Genomic DNA, 15063 nt, shown 5'->3' with positions numbered 1-15063 from the left:
TTATGCTTTTACTGCTTTATAAATGGTAGATGCACCATGAAATTGTAACTCGTTTTCTACCTCTTTAAACCCTACTTTCTTTAAAATATTGTTGAAACGCTCTCCATATGGAAATTTAGAAGCGCTTTCTGATAAATATCCATAAGCGATTTTATCCTTAGAAAACAATTTACCTAAGGTAGGTACGATAATGCCTGAGTAAAAATAATACCCTTGTTTAAATGGAAACTTTGTAGGGACACTAGTTTCTAGCACCACTAGAATACCACCAGGTTTTAAAACTCTTAATATTTCACCCAGTCCTTTTTCCAGATCTTCAAAATTACGTACTCCATAAGAAACGGTAACGGCATCTATAGAATTATCTTCAAACTGTAGGTTTTCAGAATCTCCTAATACCATTTCTATGCGGCTATCTAGATTTTCTTCTTTTACCTTAACCTTTCCTACTTCTAACATACCGCTAGAAATATCGAGTCCTATTAATCTTTTTGCATCGGTTTGTTGCGCCATTTTAATGACTAGGTCGCCAGTACCGGTAGCGATGTCCATAATCACTTGTGGCTTATGAGCAGCTATCATTTTAACAACGTTATCTCTCCATTTTTGATCCAGGCCTAAAGATATCATTCTATTTAGTCCATCATATTCACCACTTATGGTGTCAAACATTTTGGTAACCTGTTCTTTTTTTCCAGAATCTTCTCCGTTATATGGCTTTACTTCTTCAGACACGAGCTTTAATTTAGATAGCAAAGATAATGCAGCGCGTTGAGGTTATTGCTATTCCGCTTTCGCGAAAGCGAGATAAACATCCATAAAACCGTTAAAAATCAAGCTTTTTTTAAATTATAGATCACATAACAGTATCTTTGGGACACTACAGAAACGATTGTATGAAAATCATTATTGCAGGTGCTGGTGAGGTAGGTTTTCACCTAGCCAAGCTGTTATCCTACGAGTCACAGAATATTACATTAATAGATCCAGAACAGGATAATTTACATTATGCTGATACTCACCTAGATATTAGGGTGGTACGAGGCGATTCTACCTCTATAAAAATTCTTCAAGATTCTAGAGTAGACGAGGCAGATCTGGTAATAGCTGTTACTAGTAGCGAGACGACTAATATTACTATTTGTGTACTGGCCAAACAATTAGGTGCAAAACGCACCGTTGCTCGTATTACAAATACAGAGTTTCTAGAGCATCAAGATGCTATAGGTTTTTCTGGTTTTGGTATTGATGAGTTGATATCTCCAGAGGCACTGGCGAGTAAAGAGATAGAATTACTGCTCAATCAAAGTGCGTTTAATGATAGTTATGAATTTGAGGACGGCGCTCTAACTATGGTAGGTGTTAACCTGCAACGTACGGCACAATTTGTAGGTAAAACAGTGCAACAAGCTGGTGAGATTTTTCCAGAGATTCATTTTATGCCTATTGCTATACAAAGATTTGGTACCCAATACACGTTAATACCTCGAGGTGATACACAGTTTAAAGAAGGAGATCAAGTGTATTTTATTACCACAGCAGGTGGTGTAGAAGAACTATATAAGTTAACTGGTAAGACTAAACATGCCATGCGCAATGTGATGATTTTAGGCGGTAGTAATATAGGTAAGCAAACGGCACAACAACTTTCTAAAGCAGGGATTAACGTAAAGTTGATAGAGAACGATGCAAAAAAGGCATTTGACCTAGCAGACGCTCTACCTGAAGTTCTTGTTTTAAATGGCGACGGACGTAACGTAGAGTTGCTCCAAGAAGAAAACATTCATGAAATGGATGCATTTATAGCCGTGACAGGTAATAGTGAGACTAATATTATCTCTTGTCTTATGGCAAAGAGTAAAAGTGTGAAGAAAACTATATCTCTAGTAGAGAACATGGATTATTTTCAATTATCTCACAGTATAGGAATAGATACACTGATTAATAAAAAATTACTTGCAGCCAATAATATTTTTAGATACGTACGTAAAGGTGAGGTAGTTGCAATGACTAAGCTCAACAACATGAATGCAGAGCTACTAGAATTTATCGTACAGCCAGAAAGTGCTGTTTGTGGTAAAACTATTGCCAATGCCGGTGTACCTAGAAGTGCTATTATAGGTGGTGTAATAAGACAGGGAATAGGTAATATAGTTTTAGGTAGCTTTAAGATAGAGGCTGGTGATAGAGTGGTAGTTTGTTGTTTGCCACGTTCTATTACTAAGGTAGAAAAACTGTTTTTATAATGACTAGAATTACTAAACTTAATTATAAAATTATAGTCTTTATCATGGGACTACTACTGGTTTTTAACGGTGGTTTCATGTCTGTGTCTGCCTTGGTAAGTGCTATTTATAGAGAGAGTGAAGGATTTGATATTCTAGCAGCATCTGGTGTTGCAGTTTCTATAGGAGCTATCTTGATGTACTTAACTCGCAATCATGTAAAGGAATTGCGTAAAAAAGAAGGGTATTTAATTGTGACACTTGGTTGGTTGATCATGGCTTTTGCCGGGACGATGCCTTATATGTTTACAGGTTCAATACCTAATTATACTGACGCATTTTTTGAAACTATGAGTGGTTTTACAACTACTGGTGCCAGTGTGGTTAATGATATAGAGATTTTACCTAAAGGAATATTATTCTGGCGTAGTATGACTCACTGGATAGGAGGTATGGGAATTATAGTTCTAGCAGTTGCCATATTGCCATTATTAGGAATAGGCGGTATGCAGCTATTTGCTGCCGAAGCTCCTGGACCTAGCGCAGATAAATTGCATCCACGTATAACAGATACTGCAAAAAGACTATGGCTTATTTATGTAGGTTTTACAGCTATAGAAACCGTACTTCTTAAAATAGCAGGTATGGGCTGGTTTGATGCTATTAACCATGCATTGAGTACGCTGTCTACAGGAGGTTTCTCTACAAAAAATGCGAGTACAGCTTACTGGAATGATAATCCAGCTATACAGTGGATTATCATAATCTTTATGTTTATAGCTGGAGCTAACTTCGTACTAAGTTACTTTGCTTTTAAGGGTAAATTCAGCAAGGTGTGGCGAGATACTGAGTTTAAATGGTATACCAGTTTTGTGGTTGGTTTTTCTGTTTTGGGAGGCACATTAATCTATTTATATGCAGACCCTTCCATATCTTCCATAGATCATCCTATGGTATTGGGTGAGATGGAGAGTGCTTTTAGACACAGTACATTTCAGGTACTTGCAGTAATGACCACGACAGGTTTTGTTACGGCAGACTATACTTTGTGGACTCCATTTCTTACCATTATGTTTTTTGGTTTGTTCTTTTTAGGTGGTAGTGCAGGATCTACGTCTGGTGGTGTTAAAGTAGTGCGACACATTATATTAATACGTAATGGTATTATGGAATTTAAAAGAACATTACATCCTAATGCAATATTACCTGTGCGATATAATGGTAGAGCATTACAGAGTGGTATTGTTTTTAATGTGCTAGGATTCTTTATTCTTTATATGCTTTCCTTTATAGTCGGTGCGATTGTGCTTGCTGCTCTCGGACTAGATTTTGATACCGCTATAGGTGGTGCGTTAAGTACGCTAGGTAATGTAGGTCCAGCATTTGGAGACCTCTCTCCAGTAGATAATTTTGCCGGATTGCCACAACTAGGTAAATGGTGGTGTAGTTTCTTGATGCTTATCGGTAGATTAGAGCTCTTTACTGTCTTGATATTGTTAACTCCTTTCTTCTGGAGGAATAGGTAGAAACTAAAATAATGATAAAAAAAAGGTTGATTAGATAATTCTAATCAACCTTTTTTTTATGAATGAAATCTAGATTGATTAATCTAGCACCTCTTTAATTCTTCTCATCGCTTCAACGATTTGTTCTTCACTTGCTGCATAAGAAATACGTATGCAATTAGGTGCACCAAAGGCATCTCCAGAAACCGTTGCCACATTTGCTTCTTCTAGAATCATAAGAGAGAAATCTGTTGAGGTTTCTATTTTATGGCCTTTTACCGTTTTACCAAACCACTCAGAAACATCTGGGAATATATAGAAAGCTCCTTCTGGACTGTCTGTTGTAAATCCTTTTATTTCTGACGCTAGTCCTAGTATCAAGTCACGACGCTTTGCAAAAGCATCGATCATGTATTGAATCTTAGAAATCGGTGCTTCTAGTGCTGTAATAACCGCACGTTGTGCAATACAGTTAGTACCACTAGTAATCTGTCCTTGCATCTTGTTACACGCTCTTGCTATCCATGTAGGTGCGCCTATGTAACCTACTCTCCAGCCAGTCATGGCAAATGCTTTACTAACTCCATTAATAGTAACCGTGCGATCATACATACTAGGTATAGCAGCGATACTAGCATGTTTACCAGTATAATTAATGTGCTCATAGATTTCATCACTTACTACCACGATATCTGGATAGTCTGCAAGTACGTCTGCAAATGCTTGTAACTCTTCTTCACTAAATAAACTACCACTAGGGTTGTTAGGAGAAGAGAACAACATCATCTTAGTCTTAGGCGTGATGGCAGCTCTCAGTTGCTCTGCAGTTATTTTAAAATTTTGTTCTACACCAGCTCTTACTTCTACAGGAACACCTTCTGCTAGTTCTACTATAGCGGCATAACTTACCCAGTAAGGTGCAGGAAGAATACATTCATCACCTTTGTTAAGTAAAACCATGGCTACATTTGCAATAGATTGCTTTGCTCCAGTAGATACTACTATCTGACTGCGGTCATAAGTAAGGTTGTTATCTCTTTTAAATTTATTGATAATAGCATCCTTTAATTCTGGATAACCATCTACAGGAGTGTAGCTATTATAGTTCTCGTTAATAGCATTTATAGCTGCTTCTTTAACAAAGTCTGGTGTGTTAAAATCAGGCTCACCTAGACTTAAACCTATAATGTCTTTTCCTTGTTCTTTTAATTCACGAGCTTTTGCGGCCATAGCCAGCGTTGCACTAACAGGTAAATTATTGATGCGATCAGATAATTGAGATTTCATAACGATATAATTGAATTACAAAAATATCATAACACTTGAATTAACAATCGCATTGAACGAGAATTATTATTTTATTTTTGCACAAACTTATAAATAGTGCATCAAATTATAAAAGAACATTTTCCGCATATTACAGATCATCAATTAGAGCAGTTTTCTAGACTAGGTGATTTGTATGCAGAATGGAACGCTCAGATCAATGTTATCTCAAGAAAAGACATCGATCAACTGTATACTCGACATGTTTTACACTCTCTAGGAATTGTGTCTGTAGTCCGCTTTCGCGAAAGCTTACCCAATAAAACAGGTGGTACGAGAGTACTGGACGTAGGGACTGGTGGTGGATTTCCTGGAATACCACTCGCTATTATGTTTCCTAAAACTAGTTTTCATCTTATCGATGCGATAGGTAAGAAGATCAAAGTAGTAGATGCTGTAGTTGAAGCGTTGGGACTTACTAACGTAACTACAGAGCATGGAAGAGCAGAAAAAGTTAAGGGACGTTTTGATTTTGTAGTCTCTAGAGCAGTGACTAATATGCCAGATTTTGTAAGTTGGGTAAGAAATAAAATCAGAAAAGAGAGTTGTCACAACTTAAAAAATGGAATTTTGTATCTTAAAGGTGGTGATCTTACAGAAGAATTAAAAGATTTCCCCAAGGCACAAATCTATGAACTAGAAGATGTTTTTGAAGATCCATTCTTTGAAACTAAAAAAGTGGTTCATTTACCGTTAAAGTAAGTAATACTCTTGTAATTAAGAATCAAAAAAAAGCCGTTATCAAATTAATGATAACGGCTTTTATTATTTTATAGAGAGATAAATTACTCTCCTAAGAAAGGATATCTGTAATCTACTGGAGTTACAAATGTTTCTTTAATCATACGTGGAGAAACCCATCTAAGTAAGTTCAATTTAGAACCTGCCTTATCATTAGTTCCAGAAGCACGAGCACCACCAAAAGGTTGTTGTCCCACTACTGCTCCAGTACATTTATCATTGATGTAAAAGTTACCAGCACAGTTCTCTAAAGCTGTAGTAGCTTGAGATACTGCATAACGATCTTGACCTAAAATAGCACCAGTTAATGCATATTCACTAGTCTCATCAACTAGCTTCAACATTTCAGCATATTGATCATCTTCATACACATAAATAGTAATTACAGGACCGAATAATTCAGTCTCCATAGTTACATACTTAGGGTCTGTAGTAACGATAACAGTTGGGTCTACAAACCATCCTTTAGATTTGTCATAGTTACCACCTATAACCACCTCTGCATTTGAGTCGCTTTTTGCGCCATCTATATATTTAGCAAGCTTGTCAAAAGAACCTTCGTGAATTACAGCAGTAATAAAATTACTCATGTCTTCTGGAGATCCCATTTTAAAGCTCTCTACATCTGTTCTAATTAACTGTTCTACCTCTGCCCACATACTTTTAGGTATGTAAGCACGAGAAGCAGCACTACATTTCTGACCTTGGAATTCAAAGGCACCTCTAACTATAGCAGTTGCAACCTGTGCAGGTACAGCGCTACTGTGAGCTACTATAAAGTCTTTACCACCAGTTTCTCCTACTATTTTAGGATAGGTTTTATAAGTATTAATGTTCTCACCTACTTTAGTCCATAGACTTTTAAATACGGCTGTAGAACCAGTAAAGTGAACACCAGCAAAATCTGGGTGTGTCATTACCTCGTCAGTCATCATAACAGGATCTGCATTAACCATGTTGATAACACCATCAGGTACACCAGCTTCTCTAAATACTTCTACAATTACTTGAGCACTTAACATCTGGTGGTCACTAGGTTTCCATACACAAACGTTACCCATTAAGGCAGCACTAGCAGGTAGGTTACCAGCAATAGCAGTAAAGTTAAATGGAGAGATACAGTATACAAAACCTTCTAGAGGTCTGTATTCTAGTCTATTCCATGCTCCAGAAGTAGATTCTGGTTGTTCAGCATAGATCTCTGTCATATACTGTACGTTAAATCTTAAGAAGTCTATAAGTTCACAAGCGGCATCTATTTCTGCTTGGAAAATAGTTTTAGACTGGTTGATCATAGTAGCCGCATTGATACGTGCTCTATATGGACCAGCAATAAGCTCTGCCGCTTTTAAGAAAATACCAGCTCTTTGTTCCCATGGTAATTGTGACCATGATTTACGAGCTTCTATAGCAGTTTCTATAGCTTGTTGAACTTCTTTCTTACTACCTCTGTGGTAGTTACCTACTACATTTTGGTGATCATGTGGCGGTCTTATAGCTGCGGTATCACCGGTTTTAACCTCTTTACCATTAATATATAGCGGTACTTCTGTGTTAGCATTCCACAATTCTTTGTAAGCTGCTAGCACTTGATCTCTTTCTACAGTTCCTGGAGCATAAGTCTTAATAGGCTCATTTACAGCAACTGGGACTTTGAAAAATCCTTTTCCCATGATATAATTTTGTTTATTAATTTGAGCGTGAAATTACAAAGAATCTATCGCATCAGGAAGTGGTAAGGTGGTAAAGTAGTCTTAATGTCGTTGAGGTGGCGGTTGTGGGTTCCGCTTTCGCGAAAGCGAGATCTACAACTATCTAATTTAAAGCAAATGGAGCACTTAGTTTAAATGCTGGTATGATAACGCTGAATTGTTTACTGTTAGAAAAGTTTACCATATTATAAAAGCCACTCATATTACCAAATGGCGATGCAAGAAGGCAGCCACTTTGATAGGTGTGAGATTCTCCTGGTTTGAGTACAGGTTTTTTACCTATAACGCCCTCGCCATCTACATGTTCTGTGCGGCTTAGACTATCTTTAATTCTCCAGTGACGTGTGTGCAGTTGTACAGAGTCCTTGCTCTGGTTTTCTATGGTTATGATATAGGCAAAGGCAAAGTGCATCTTATAGTTTTTATAAAATGTACCCTCAAAACTCGTATGAACCGAGATCTTAATTCCTCTGGTAACCTGTTGTATCATAATTTAATAAAGCGCTATTCCTACCAAAAGTAGTAAACTTACTCCTGTAATAAGTCCGATTACAAATATAAAACTTACTAAAAGAAATTTTAGTATAGTTTTTATGCGTCGCTGCCCATAAAAATTGCGCATGGATTTGTAAAAATAGAAAGGTCCAATAAACCAGAAAAAGAATTGAGCAAGATTAATATACCCAAAGGTGATCCATTTTACTAAGAATAGCAATATCATACTTAGAAATACAAAGGTAAACACGTTAAATGCAAATACCAGATGTTCCATGTAAGTGAAATCTCTACGTGCGTATAATAGCCAAAGAAACAGAGTTAAAACTGGAGTAAATAGAAATAAGAATATAGGTAGTTTAGGTAATATAATATCAACTAGAATAGTAGGGTCTCGACTTATACTTTCCATTAATACCATTTTCTCATATAACGACTGATTCCATTTTGTGTTATCATGCCCCATTTTTCTTAAGGCCGTTTCTGGGTCTGCTATTTTATGTTTCTCTGTGTAAGACTCATAATAATTAACTTGTTTAAAAAATCTCTCAGTAGAACTTAGACTGTCTAGTTGTGCTTGGGTAACAGGTGTAAGCTCGGTTTCTTTGTGATCTTTTGTAGCTTCAGAAACTATACTGTCGGTTTGTGCTTGTATGTTTTGTTGTTCTCTTATTTGTTGAGCAACCATTTTACCTACATAAGGTTGGTTCTCTATCTCTTTAAGTTGTTCTTCGGTTAAGGGTTCGTTATTATTAGTGTCATCTAATTTTACTGAGAATAAACCGTTACCCACATCTATATCTGCTTCTTGATTTTTAGCTTTTGTATTTTCTACTACGCTATCGGTAAATAACTCAAAAAACTCTTGTGCTTGTATCATTAAGAAAAAGACAATACAGACACTAAGGAAGAAACGAAATGGATTTGCATAACTCAATCGTTTTCCTTTGATAAACTCCTTACTTACAAAACCAGGTTTGAACAGTAATTGTTTGATCGTGCGCCATATTCTACTATCATAAGAAAACAGATTAGAAAAGAACTCGCCAAAGAAATCTTTTAATGCCAGTTGCTTAGTAGAATTAAGCTGTCCACATTGATGGCAATACTTATCTTCTGCATCTAACGGAGTACCGCAATTGAGGCATTCTTCTCCTCTATATCTAATAAGTGATCTTGTAGTAGGTTTCATGGGCGGTGGTTAGTCGCTGGTAAAAATAGGGAAACTTAACCTTTATAACGCTCAGTTTACTCTACTCTTAATTTAACAGGTAGAGTAAAAAGTACTCTCACTAATTCACCGTCTGAGTTTAGAGCAGGAGTTAGAGAAGGTACTTCGTTAATTACTCTTATAGCTTCTTCAGCAAATTTTACATTCTTGAAGCCATGAGCAGATATAACTGTTATTTCACCTTTTTTATCAATGAAAAATTGAAAACTCATATTTTCATTAATAGATTGATTGTTTTGTTTATTAATGATGTAATTTTTACTTATAAATATATTTAATTCTTTGCTCAAGCATTTTTTAGCTTCTTTGACGTCAGAAAATTCATCGCAATGAGGGTGTTTAGGGTAACGACTCATTTTATGATTGTCCACTGGTTTGGTAGTCATTTGATAACTGTAATAATCATGCTTAAATTCAATGGGTAAATTTGTTAGAATAGGCTTTTCTTGATCGTCAAAACTTAATTTGTAAAAAATATTTATGGTAGAACTGTAGTAATCTAGATTAGATGGGATTGTTTTAAATAATGGTTCAAATGTCATTAGATGCAATGCGTCTTCAATAGAATCCAAAGGATCATTTGAATTAAGAATGCTTGCTCTAGTTAATGTTGTGTCTAATCCGTCTACTTTATGCATGTATAGATTAAGTTGAAGATTGATGACATCATTTATGGCACTGGTATTTAGTTGATCGTTACCTAGTTCAATAATTGCTGAAGATAACTCTTCTTGTAAATGATTGTAAAATGCTACTTCTGGATTGTTATCGTTTTTAGAATTCGTGGTTACTAAGTTAATTCTATCGATATTATTTTTAATTAACTTTCTTCGTGGTATATCGTATACTGTTTCAAATGGAATAGGTTCTAAATTTCCGCTTTCCTTCAACACGTAGAGGAGATCATAATTGATATAATTATAATCAGAAAATTTTCTTTTAACCCTTTTATTCGGTTTAAATTTTTCTAATGTTATTCCTTCAACGGCTATAGGTGTTGAAAATAAATTTTTATAAAATGCATCCATTAAGAAAGCTTTTCTAGCATTACCTTTTTTATTTATCTGAATAGAAAGTGCAACAACTACAGTGTCTTGAACCGCTTTTTTTCTGAGTTGTTCAACTTGTTCTACAGATAAATATTTAATTACCTTAGATTGAAAGTTTTCATACATAATTCTATTGAAATCGTCATCCTTTTCTAAGCCTTTTGCAATTGCATCTTGGTTTTTATCGCTGTTTTTTATCGTACTGCTAGTTCTTCTTTGATACGATTGAGCAATGGAAAGTTGACAGGTCATGATGATGACCAGCAGTGTAGAGATTTTCTGAAACATTAAAATTTGATTGATTGGTTTTAAAGCTATTGCAAAAGTAATTAATTCGCGAGTTAGCTTCGACTGAATATTTTATGGAATCGATAGGTTGTTCTGCTTTAAATGTAACTTTAGTTGGTAGTCTTGCTTGTTATGAAATTTTAACTGCGTTATATTTAACAGCTGTAGATGATTGTGATATACAATTACAAAGATGTAATAGGTGATGCAACCTAAATATATTTAATTATGGTTATAGATCAAAGAAATCAACATGTAATCGCATATTTTTTGATTCTAGCAATAGGAACATCATTTTTTAAACTTTCTTATTTTGAAGATAGTTTTTTAAATAGGATGATTTTTTATGGGATGTTATTGATTTTAGGAATAGCAATGTTAATCTATCACCGCAAATCATTAAATAAAAATGTCCTTATAGTTCAATTTTCATTTGTGGTTTTAATGATAACCTTTATGTTAGTTACCTATCTTTAAAAAGGTAAATTTCAAAAATGCTTAGAACATCCTTCTAAGCATTTTTTTAATTCGTAATATTCTGCGAGTTGGCTTCGCCTATTCCTATTAATCTGTCATAGCGACCACCTAGTTCTCGATAATAAGCAAGTACAGAATATTGATTTTCTGTTTGCCATTTGTTACCACTTATAAATCCTGGGTCTTGAGAACCGTCATTGTAGACTATCGTGTATCGGTAATTGTAAAACCCTTGTTTAAGTAAAATAATAGCCTCGTATTTTCCTGTTTTTGGATTTAAAACAGCCTCGTTCTCTGGTTGTAATTGGTAAGCGTTATAGTTACCTAATATATAAATCTTTGCATCTGGCGGCACCTCGATACCTTGTGCGTCTAGAGCAAAATGAATATTCACATATTCTGCTTGTATGTCGTTATCTTCATTATCTAGTGTTGTTACTAGGTAGTTACCATTGATGTCAGGATTGTAAGTGTATTCAATATCTCTGCGTGCACCATCTATAAAAAGGTAAGCGTTGTACAGGTCTTTCTTACGCACAAAATCAATGTTTATATTAGGAGATCTAAAATCTTTATTCTCAAAATTAAGAAACTCATTTCCTCCCCAGAAAGAAGTCTCTTCATCATACTTGTATACCTGTTTATTGCCTAGATTAAATTGAGGTTTTACATTAGTAATAGCAGTCTTTAAATCACTATTTTGTAGAATCACCGTTTTTAATTGCTGGTCTGGATTGATAAAATTGATCTCTTGAGAGTCGATAAAGAACTGTACCCTTTGCTGGTGTAAAACATAATTTAAATCTCTAGCACGTTTAATTTCTACACCTACCGACGCTTTTTCATCTAAGACCATAAATTTTCTAGAAAAAATAAGTTCATGAGCGTCATTATAGAAATGAATCATGTAATTACCACTTACTTTAAAACCTTTGGTAAACTGATTAGGTACCGTTAGGTCATAATGAGAATAAGGTTGTATGGTAGTAAAAGAGTTGCGATAGTTAAAAATGCGCATGTCATCGATACCTTCTAGAAACTCATTTTTAAATAATTTACTAGGTTTCCAGTCATAATCGTAGTGCTCAAATTGATAATAATAATCTGCCTCGTCACCTATCACATCGTCAAAACTGATCTGAAAAGTGTCTCCTAGATTGAAAATAGGGAGCATGTTTTCAGGCGGTTTGTTAAAAGTTACCGACTTAATGTAGTCAGGGTCAATAACTAGTTCTTTTTCACTTTGAGAATTGCCTTGAAAAAAGAAAAGAAAAACTGTAATAAAAAGTAAAATATACGACTTCATAAATGGTTTACACTAAGTGATAAATATAATATAATTGTTAGTTATAGTTACGCTTTCGCGAAAGCGATGCCAAAACAGGCTATTTTGTTTATTTAGATTATTTCTAAATAGTTATATCTACCGGTTTTAAAGGCTTTATTGCGTAAATTTGCGAACTTTAAAAAAAGACTAAATATAACATCCTATGTCAAAGGACATTAGAGTAAGAAAAGGGCTTGATCTAAAGCTCAAAGGTGAGGCTGACAAGAAAATTGTCAATGCGCCGCAGTCTTCCATTTATGCAATAAAACCTGCCGATTTTCACGCTGTAGTACCTAAGTTAGTACTTAAGGAAGGAGCGTCTGTAAAGGCTGGGGAAACCGTATTTTATTCCAAGTATGATGAAAAAGTAAAGTTTGCTGCTCCTGTGAGTGGAACTATTACTGAGATTCTACGTGGTGCTAAAAGAAGGATTCTTGAGGTTAAAATTACTGCAAATGGAACTAACGACGCTATAAATCGTGGTAAGGTGAATCCTGCTTCTGCTAGTGCAGACCAGGTACGTAGCTTACTTCTAGAAAGCGGTTGCTGGCCATTTATTATACAACGACCGTACAGTATCGTTGCAAATTCTGAAGATACACCTAAATCTATCTTTATATCTGCTTACACAACAGCGCCTCTAGCAGGTGATGCTGAGGTAATTCTAGCAGATAAAAAAGAAGCTTTTCAGGCTGGAGTTACCGCTCTTAGTAAACTTACTTCAGGTGCAGTGCACTTGTGTGTAGGGAAAGGGTCGGATCTTAAGAATATTAAAGATGCTGAGGTACATACGGTAAAAGGACCGCACCCTGCTGGAAATGTAGGTGTGCAAATTCATAAACTAGATCCTGTGAATATGGGAGATAGAGTATGGACTGTAGGTGCTGAAGATGTTGCTACCATAGGTAATCTATTCTTAACTGGTGAGTTTAAACCAGAAAGGACTATTGCTCTAGTAGGTACTGATGCAAAAGAGTCTGATCGTAAGTATTACCGTACTGTAGTAGGTGCAAATGTGAATAGCATAGCAGGTACTGTAGATACTAATGATACACGTATTATTTCTGGTGATGTTTTAACTGGAGATAAGTTATCAAATGATCAGTTTCTTAACTTCTACAACAATACATTAACTCTTATTCCAGAAGGTAATGAATATGCATTACTAGGCTGGTTGCCATTTACACGTAATAAAGTACCGTCTAATGCTGGTACATCTTTCTCTAGATTATTAGGAGGAAAACGTAAGGTAGATACTAACTTAAATGGTGAAGAAAGAGCTCTAGTAGTAACTGGTGAGATGGAAGAAGTTTTACCGATGGATATTTATCCTTTACAGCTTATCAAAGCCTGTATGAGTGGTGATATTGAAAAAATGGAAAATCTAGGTATCTATGAAGTAGCGCCAGAAGATTTTGCTCTTATTGATTTTACAAATACGTCTAAACTAGAAGCACAAGAAGTGATACGTCTAGGATTAGATTTAATGATAACAGAAGTAGGATAGACTATGAAATGGGTTAGAAACAAATTAGACCAAGCTAGAAAGCCATTTGAACCTGGACAAAAATTAGAAAAATTTGCTCCAGCGATCAATGCTTTTGATACTTTTTTATATACTCCTAATCACACGACTAAAAAAGGAGCGCATATACGCGACGTTGTAGATTTAAAGCGTACAATGATTACCGTTGTATTTGCTTTGATACCAGCACTTCTTTTTGGAATGTGGAATACAGGTGCTCAGTACTTGTATCAAGATATGGGATTAGAAAATGTAACTGATGTTCCTTTTTGGGATGCTTTTATAGAAGGAGCACTTTTAGTAACTCCTCTTATTTTAGTGAGTTATATAGTAGGACTTACAATTGAATTTATTTTTGCGATCTATAGAGGTCATGAGGTTAATGAAGGTTACTTAGTAACTGGTATGTTAATTCCTATGATTTTCCCTGTAGACATTCCATTATGGATGCTTGCCATATCTGTAGCTTTTGCTGTATTGATAGGTAAAGAAGCTTTCGGTGGTACAGGAATGAATATCTTAAACCCTGCTCTTACAGCACGTGCATTTGCATTCTTTGCATATCCATTGTATATGTCTGGTAATGCGATATGGGTACATGAAGGTTCTACAGACGGTATTTCTGGAGAGACTATTTTAGGTACTCTTGCACAAGGTAAATCGGTTGCATATAGCTTCTTTGATGCAGCTGCTGGATTTATTCCAGGTTCCGTGTCAGAAACATCTACTATTGCAGTTTTAATAGGTGCAGCAATTCTTATACTTACTAAAGTAGGTAGTTGGAGAATTATCCTTAGTGGTTTTGCTGGTGCAGCGATCATGGGATTAATATTCAATGCTTTTGGATTAAATGCTCTAATGGAATTTAAATGGTACATGCACCTAGTAGTAGGTGGGTTATCTTTTGGTATTGTCTTTATGGCTACCGACCCTGTAAGTGCAGCACAAACCTTAAAAGGTAAGTGGATATATGGATTCCTTTGTGGTTTCTTTGGTGTTATGATACGTGTATTTAACCCAGCATATCCAGAAGGTATCATGCTTGCTATTTTATTGATGAACGTATTTGCTCCAACTATTGATCATTATGTAGTACAGGCAAACGTGAATAAACGTAAAAAACGCCTTTCTAAAGCAAAGGCAAAACTTCAAACAGCTTAGA

12 protein-coding genes are annotated in these 15063 nt (G+C 35.5%); 5 read left to right on the top strand and 7 right to left on the bottom strand.

The genetic code is table 11. The annotated features are described in order from the left end of the window. Entirely contained in the window at positions 1 to 735 is a 735-nt protein-coding gene (ubiE, locus tag LY01_RS00140) for a bifunctional demethylmenaquinone methyltransferase/2-methoxy-6-polyprenyl-1,4-benzoquinol methylase UbiE (RefSeq protein ID WP_104513795.1), read from the bottom strand. Positions 736 to 896: 161 nt separating this feature from the next. On the opposite strand from ubiE, the gene trkA reads away from it, so the two are divergent. Further along, a complete protein-coding gene (gene trkA / locus LY01_RS00135; RefSeq protein ID WP_104513794.1) occupies positions 897 to 2246 on the top strand; it encodes a Trk system potassium transporter TrkA in 1350 nt (449 codons plus the stop codon). After that, positions 2246 to 3751: a TrkH family potassium uptake protein gene (locus LY01_RS00130; protein WP_104513793.1), complete on the top strand. Its 1506-nt coding sequence runs from the start codon at positions 2246 to 2248 to the stop codon at positions 3749 to 3751. The genes trkA and LY01_RS00130 overlap by 1 nt, the downstream gene beginning before the upstream one ends. 78 nt (positions 3752 to 3829) lie before the next feature. Here LY01_RS00130 and LY01_RS00125 read toward each other — a convergent pair whose 3' ends face one another. After that, entirely contained in the window at positions 3830 to 5017 is a 1188-nt protein-coding gene (locus LY01_RS00125; protein WP_104513792.1) for a pyridoxal phosphate-dependent aminotransferase, read from the bottom strand. Between the two features lie 96 nt (positions 5018 to 5113). Between LY01_RS00125 and rsmG the strand changes: the two genes are divergently transcribed. Beyond that, positions 5114 to 5758 (top strand): 16S rRNA (guanine(527)-N(7))-methyltransferase RsmG, encoded by a 645-nt coding sequence (rsmG, locus tag LY01_RS00120; RefSeq protein ID WP_104513791.1) that lies wholly within the window; start codon positions 5114 to 5116, stop codon positions 5756 to 5758. Between the two features lie 83 nt (positions 5759 to 5841). Here rsmG and pruA read toward each other — a convergent pair whose 3' ends face one another. The 5 genes from pruA to LY01_RS00090 form a co-directional block, all read right to left on the bottom strand. Beyond that, the gene (gene pruA / locus LY01_RS00115; RefSeq protein WP_104513790.1) at positions 5842 to 7470 is read right to left on the bottom strand and encodes an L-glutamate gamma-semialdehyde dehydrogenase; all 1629 of its coding nucleotides are present in this window, start codon (positions 7468 to 7470) and stop codon (positions 5842 to 5844) included. Between the two features lie 142 nt (positions 7471 to 7612). Then, a complete protein-coding gene (gene apaG, locus LY01_RS00110; protein WP_104513789.1) occupies positions 7613 to 7999 on the bottom strand; it encodes a Co2+/Mg2+ efflux protein ApaG in 387 nt (128 codons plus the stop codon). Positions 8000 to 8002: 3 nt separating this feature from the next. Beyond that, entirely contained in the window at positions 8003 to 9196 is a 1194-nt protein-coding gene (locus LY01_RS00105; protein ID WP_104513788.1) for a DUF3667 domain-containing protein, read from the bottom strand. Positions 9197 to 9252: 56 nt separating this feature from the next. Continuing rightward, a complete protein-coding gene (locus tag LY01_RS00100) occupies positions 9253 to 10572 on the bottom strand; it encodes a hypothetical protein (RefSeq protein ID WP_104513787.1) in 1320 nt (439 codons plus the stop codon). A 523-nt stretch (positions 10573 to 11095) separates the two neighbouring features. Then, positions 11096 to 12355, bottom strand: a complete 1260-nt coding sequence (locus LY01_RS00090; protein ID WP_104513785.1) for a type IX secretion system plug protein — start codon at positions 12353 to 12355, stop codon at positions 11096 to 11098. Between the two features lie 184 nt (positions 12356 to 12539). On the opposite strand from LY01_RS00090, the gene LY01_RS00085 reads away from it, so the two are divergent. After that, on the top strand, positions 12540 to 13883 hold the full coding sequence (locus LY01_RS00085) for a Na(+)-translocating NADH-quinone reductase subunit A (RefSeq protein ID WP_104513784.1): 1344 nt from the start codon (positions 12540 to 12542) through the stop codon (positions 13881 to 13883). Positions 13884 to 13886: 3 nt separating this feature from the next. Then, positions 13887 to 15062: an NADH:ubiquinone reductase (Na(+)-transporting) subunit B gene (locus LY01_RS00080; protein WP_104513783.1), complete on the top strand. Its 1176-nt coding sequence runs from the start codon at positions 13887 to 13889 to the stop codon at positions 15060 to 15062. Position 15063: the final 1 nt, after the last annotated feature.

It is taken from the genome of Nonlabens xylanidelens (assembly GCF_002934445.1).
Lineage (GTDB): Bacteria > Bacteroidota > Bacteroidia > Flavobacteriales > Flavobacteriaceae > Nonlabens > Nonlabens xylanidelens.
This window is presented reverse-complemented; position numbering and strand designations above follow the sequence as displayed.

What these genes read in the sequence shown, in the direction of transcription:
- LY01_RS00105 (WP_104513788.1), bottom strand. Translation starts at nt 9,196, where the DNA reads ATGAAACCTACTACAAGATCACTTATTAGATATAGAGGAGAAGAATGC.
- LY01_RS00125 (WP_104513792.1), bottom strand. Translation starts at nt 5,017, where the DNA reads ATGAAATCTCAATTATCTGATCGCATCAATAATTTACCTGTTAGTGCA.
- LY01_RS00130 (WP_104513793.1), top strand. Translation starts at nt 2,246, where the DNA reads ATGACTAGAATTACTAAACTTAATTATAAAATTATAGTCTTTATCATG.
- LY01_RS00090 (WP_104513785.1), bottom strand. Translation starts at nt 12,355, where the DNA reads ATGAAGTCGTATATTTTACTTTTTATTACAGTTTTTCTTTTCTTTTTT.
- LY01_RS00085 (WP_104513784.1), top strand. Translation starts at nt 12,540, where the DNA reads ATGTCAAAGGACATTAGAGTAAGAAAAGGGCTTGATCTAAAGCTCAAA.
- trkA (WP_104513794.1), top strand. Translation starts at nt 897, where the DNA reads ATGAAAATCATTATTGCAGGTGCTGGTGAGGTAGGTTTTCACCTAGCC.
- LY01_RS00100 (WP_104513787.1), bottom strand. Translation starts at nt 10,572, where the DNA reads ATGTTTCAGAAAATCTCTACACTGCTGGTCATCATCATGACCTGTCAA.
- apaG (WP_104513789.1), bottom strand. Translation starts at nt 7,999, where the DNA reads ATGATACAACAGGTTACCAGAGGAATTAAGATCTCGGTTCATACGAGT.
- LY01_RS00080 (WP_104513783.1), top strand. Translation starts at nt 13,887, where the DNA reads ATGAAATGGGTTAGAAACAAATTAGACCAAGCTAGAAAGCCATTTGAA.
- pruA (WP_104513790.1), bottom strand. Translation starts at nt 7,470, where the DNA reads ATGGGAAAAGGATTTTTCAAAGTCCCAGTTGCTGTAAATGAGCCTATT.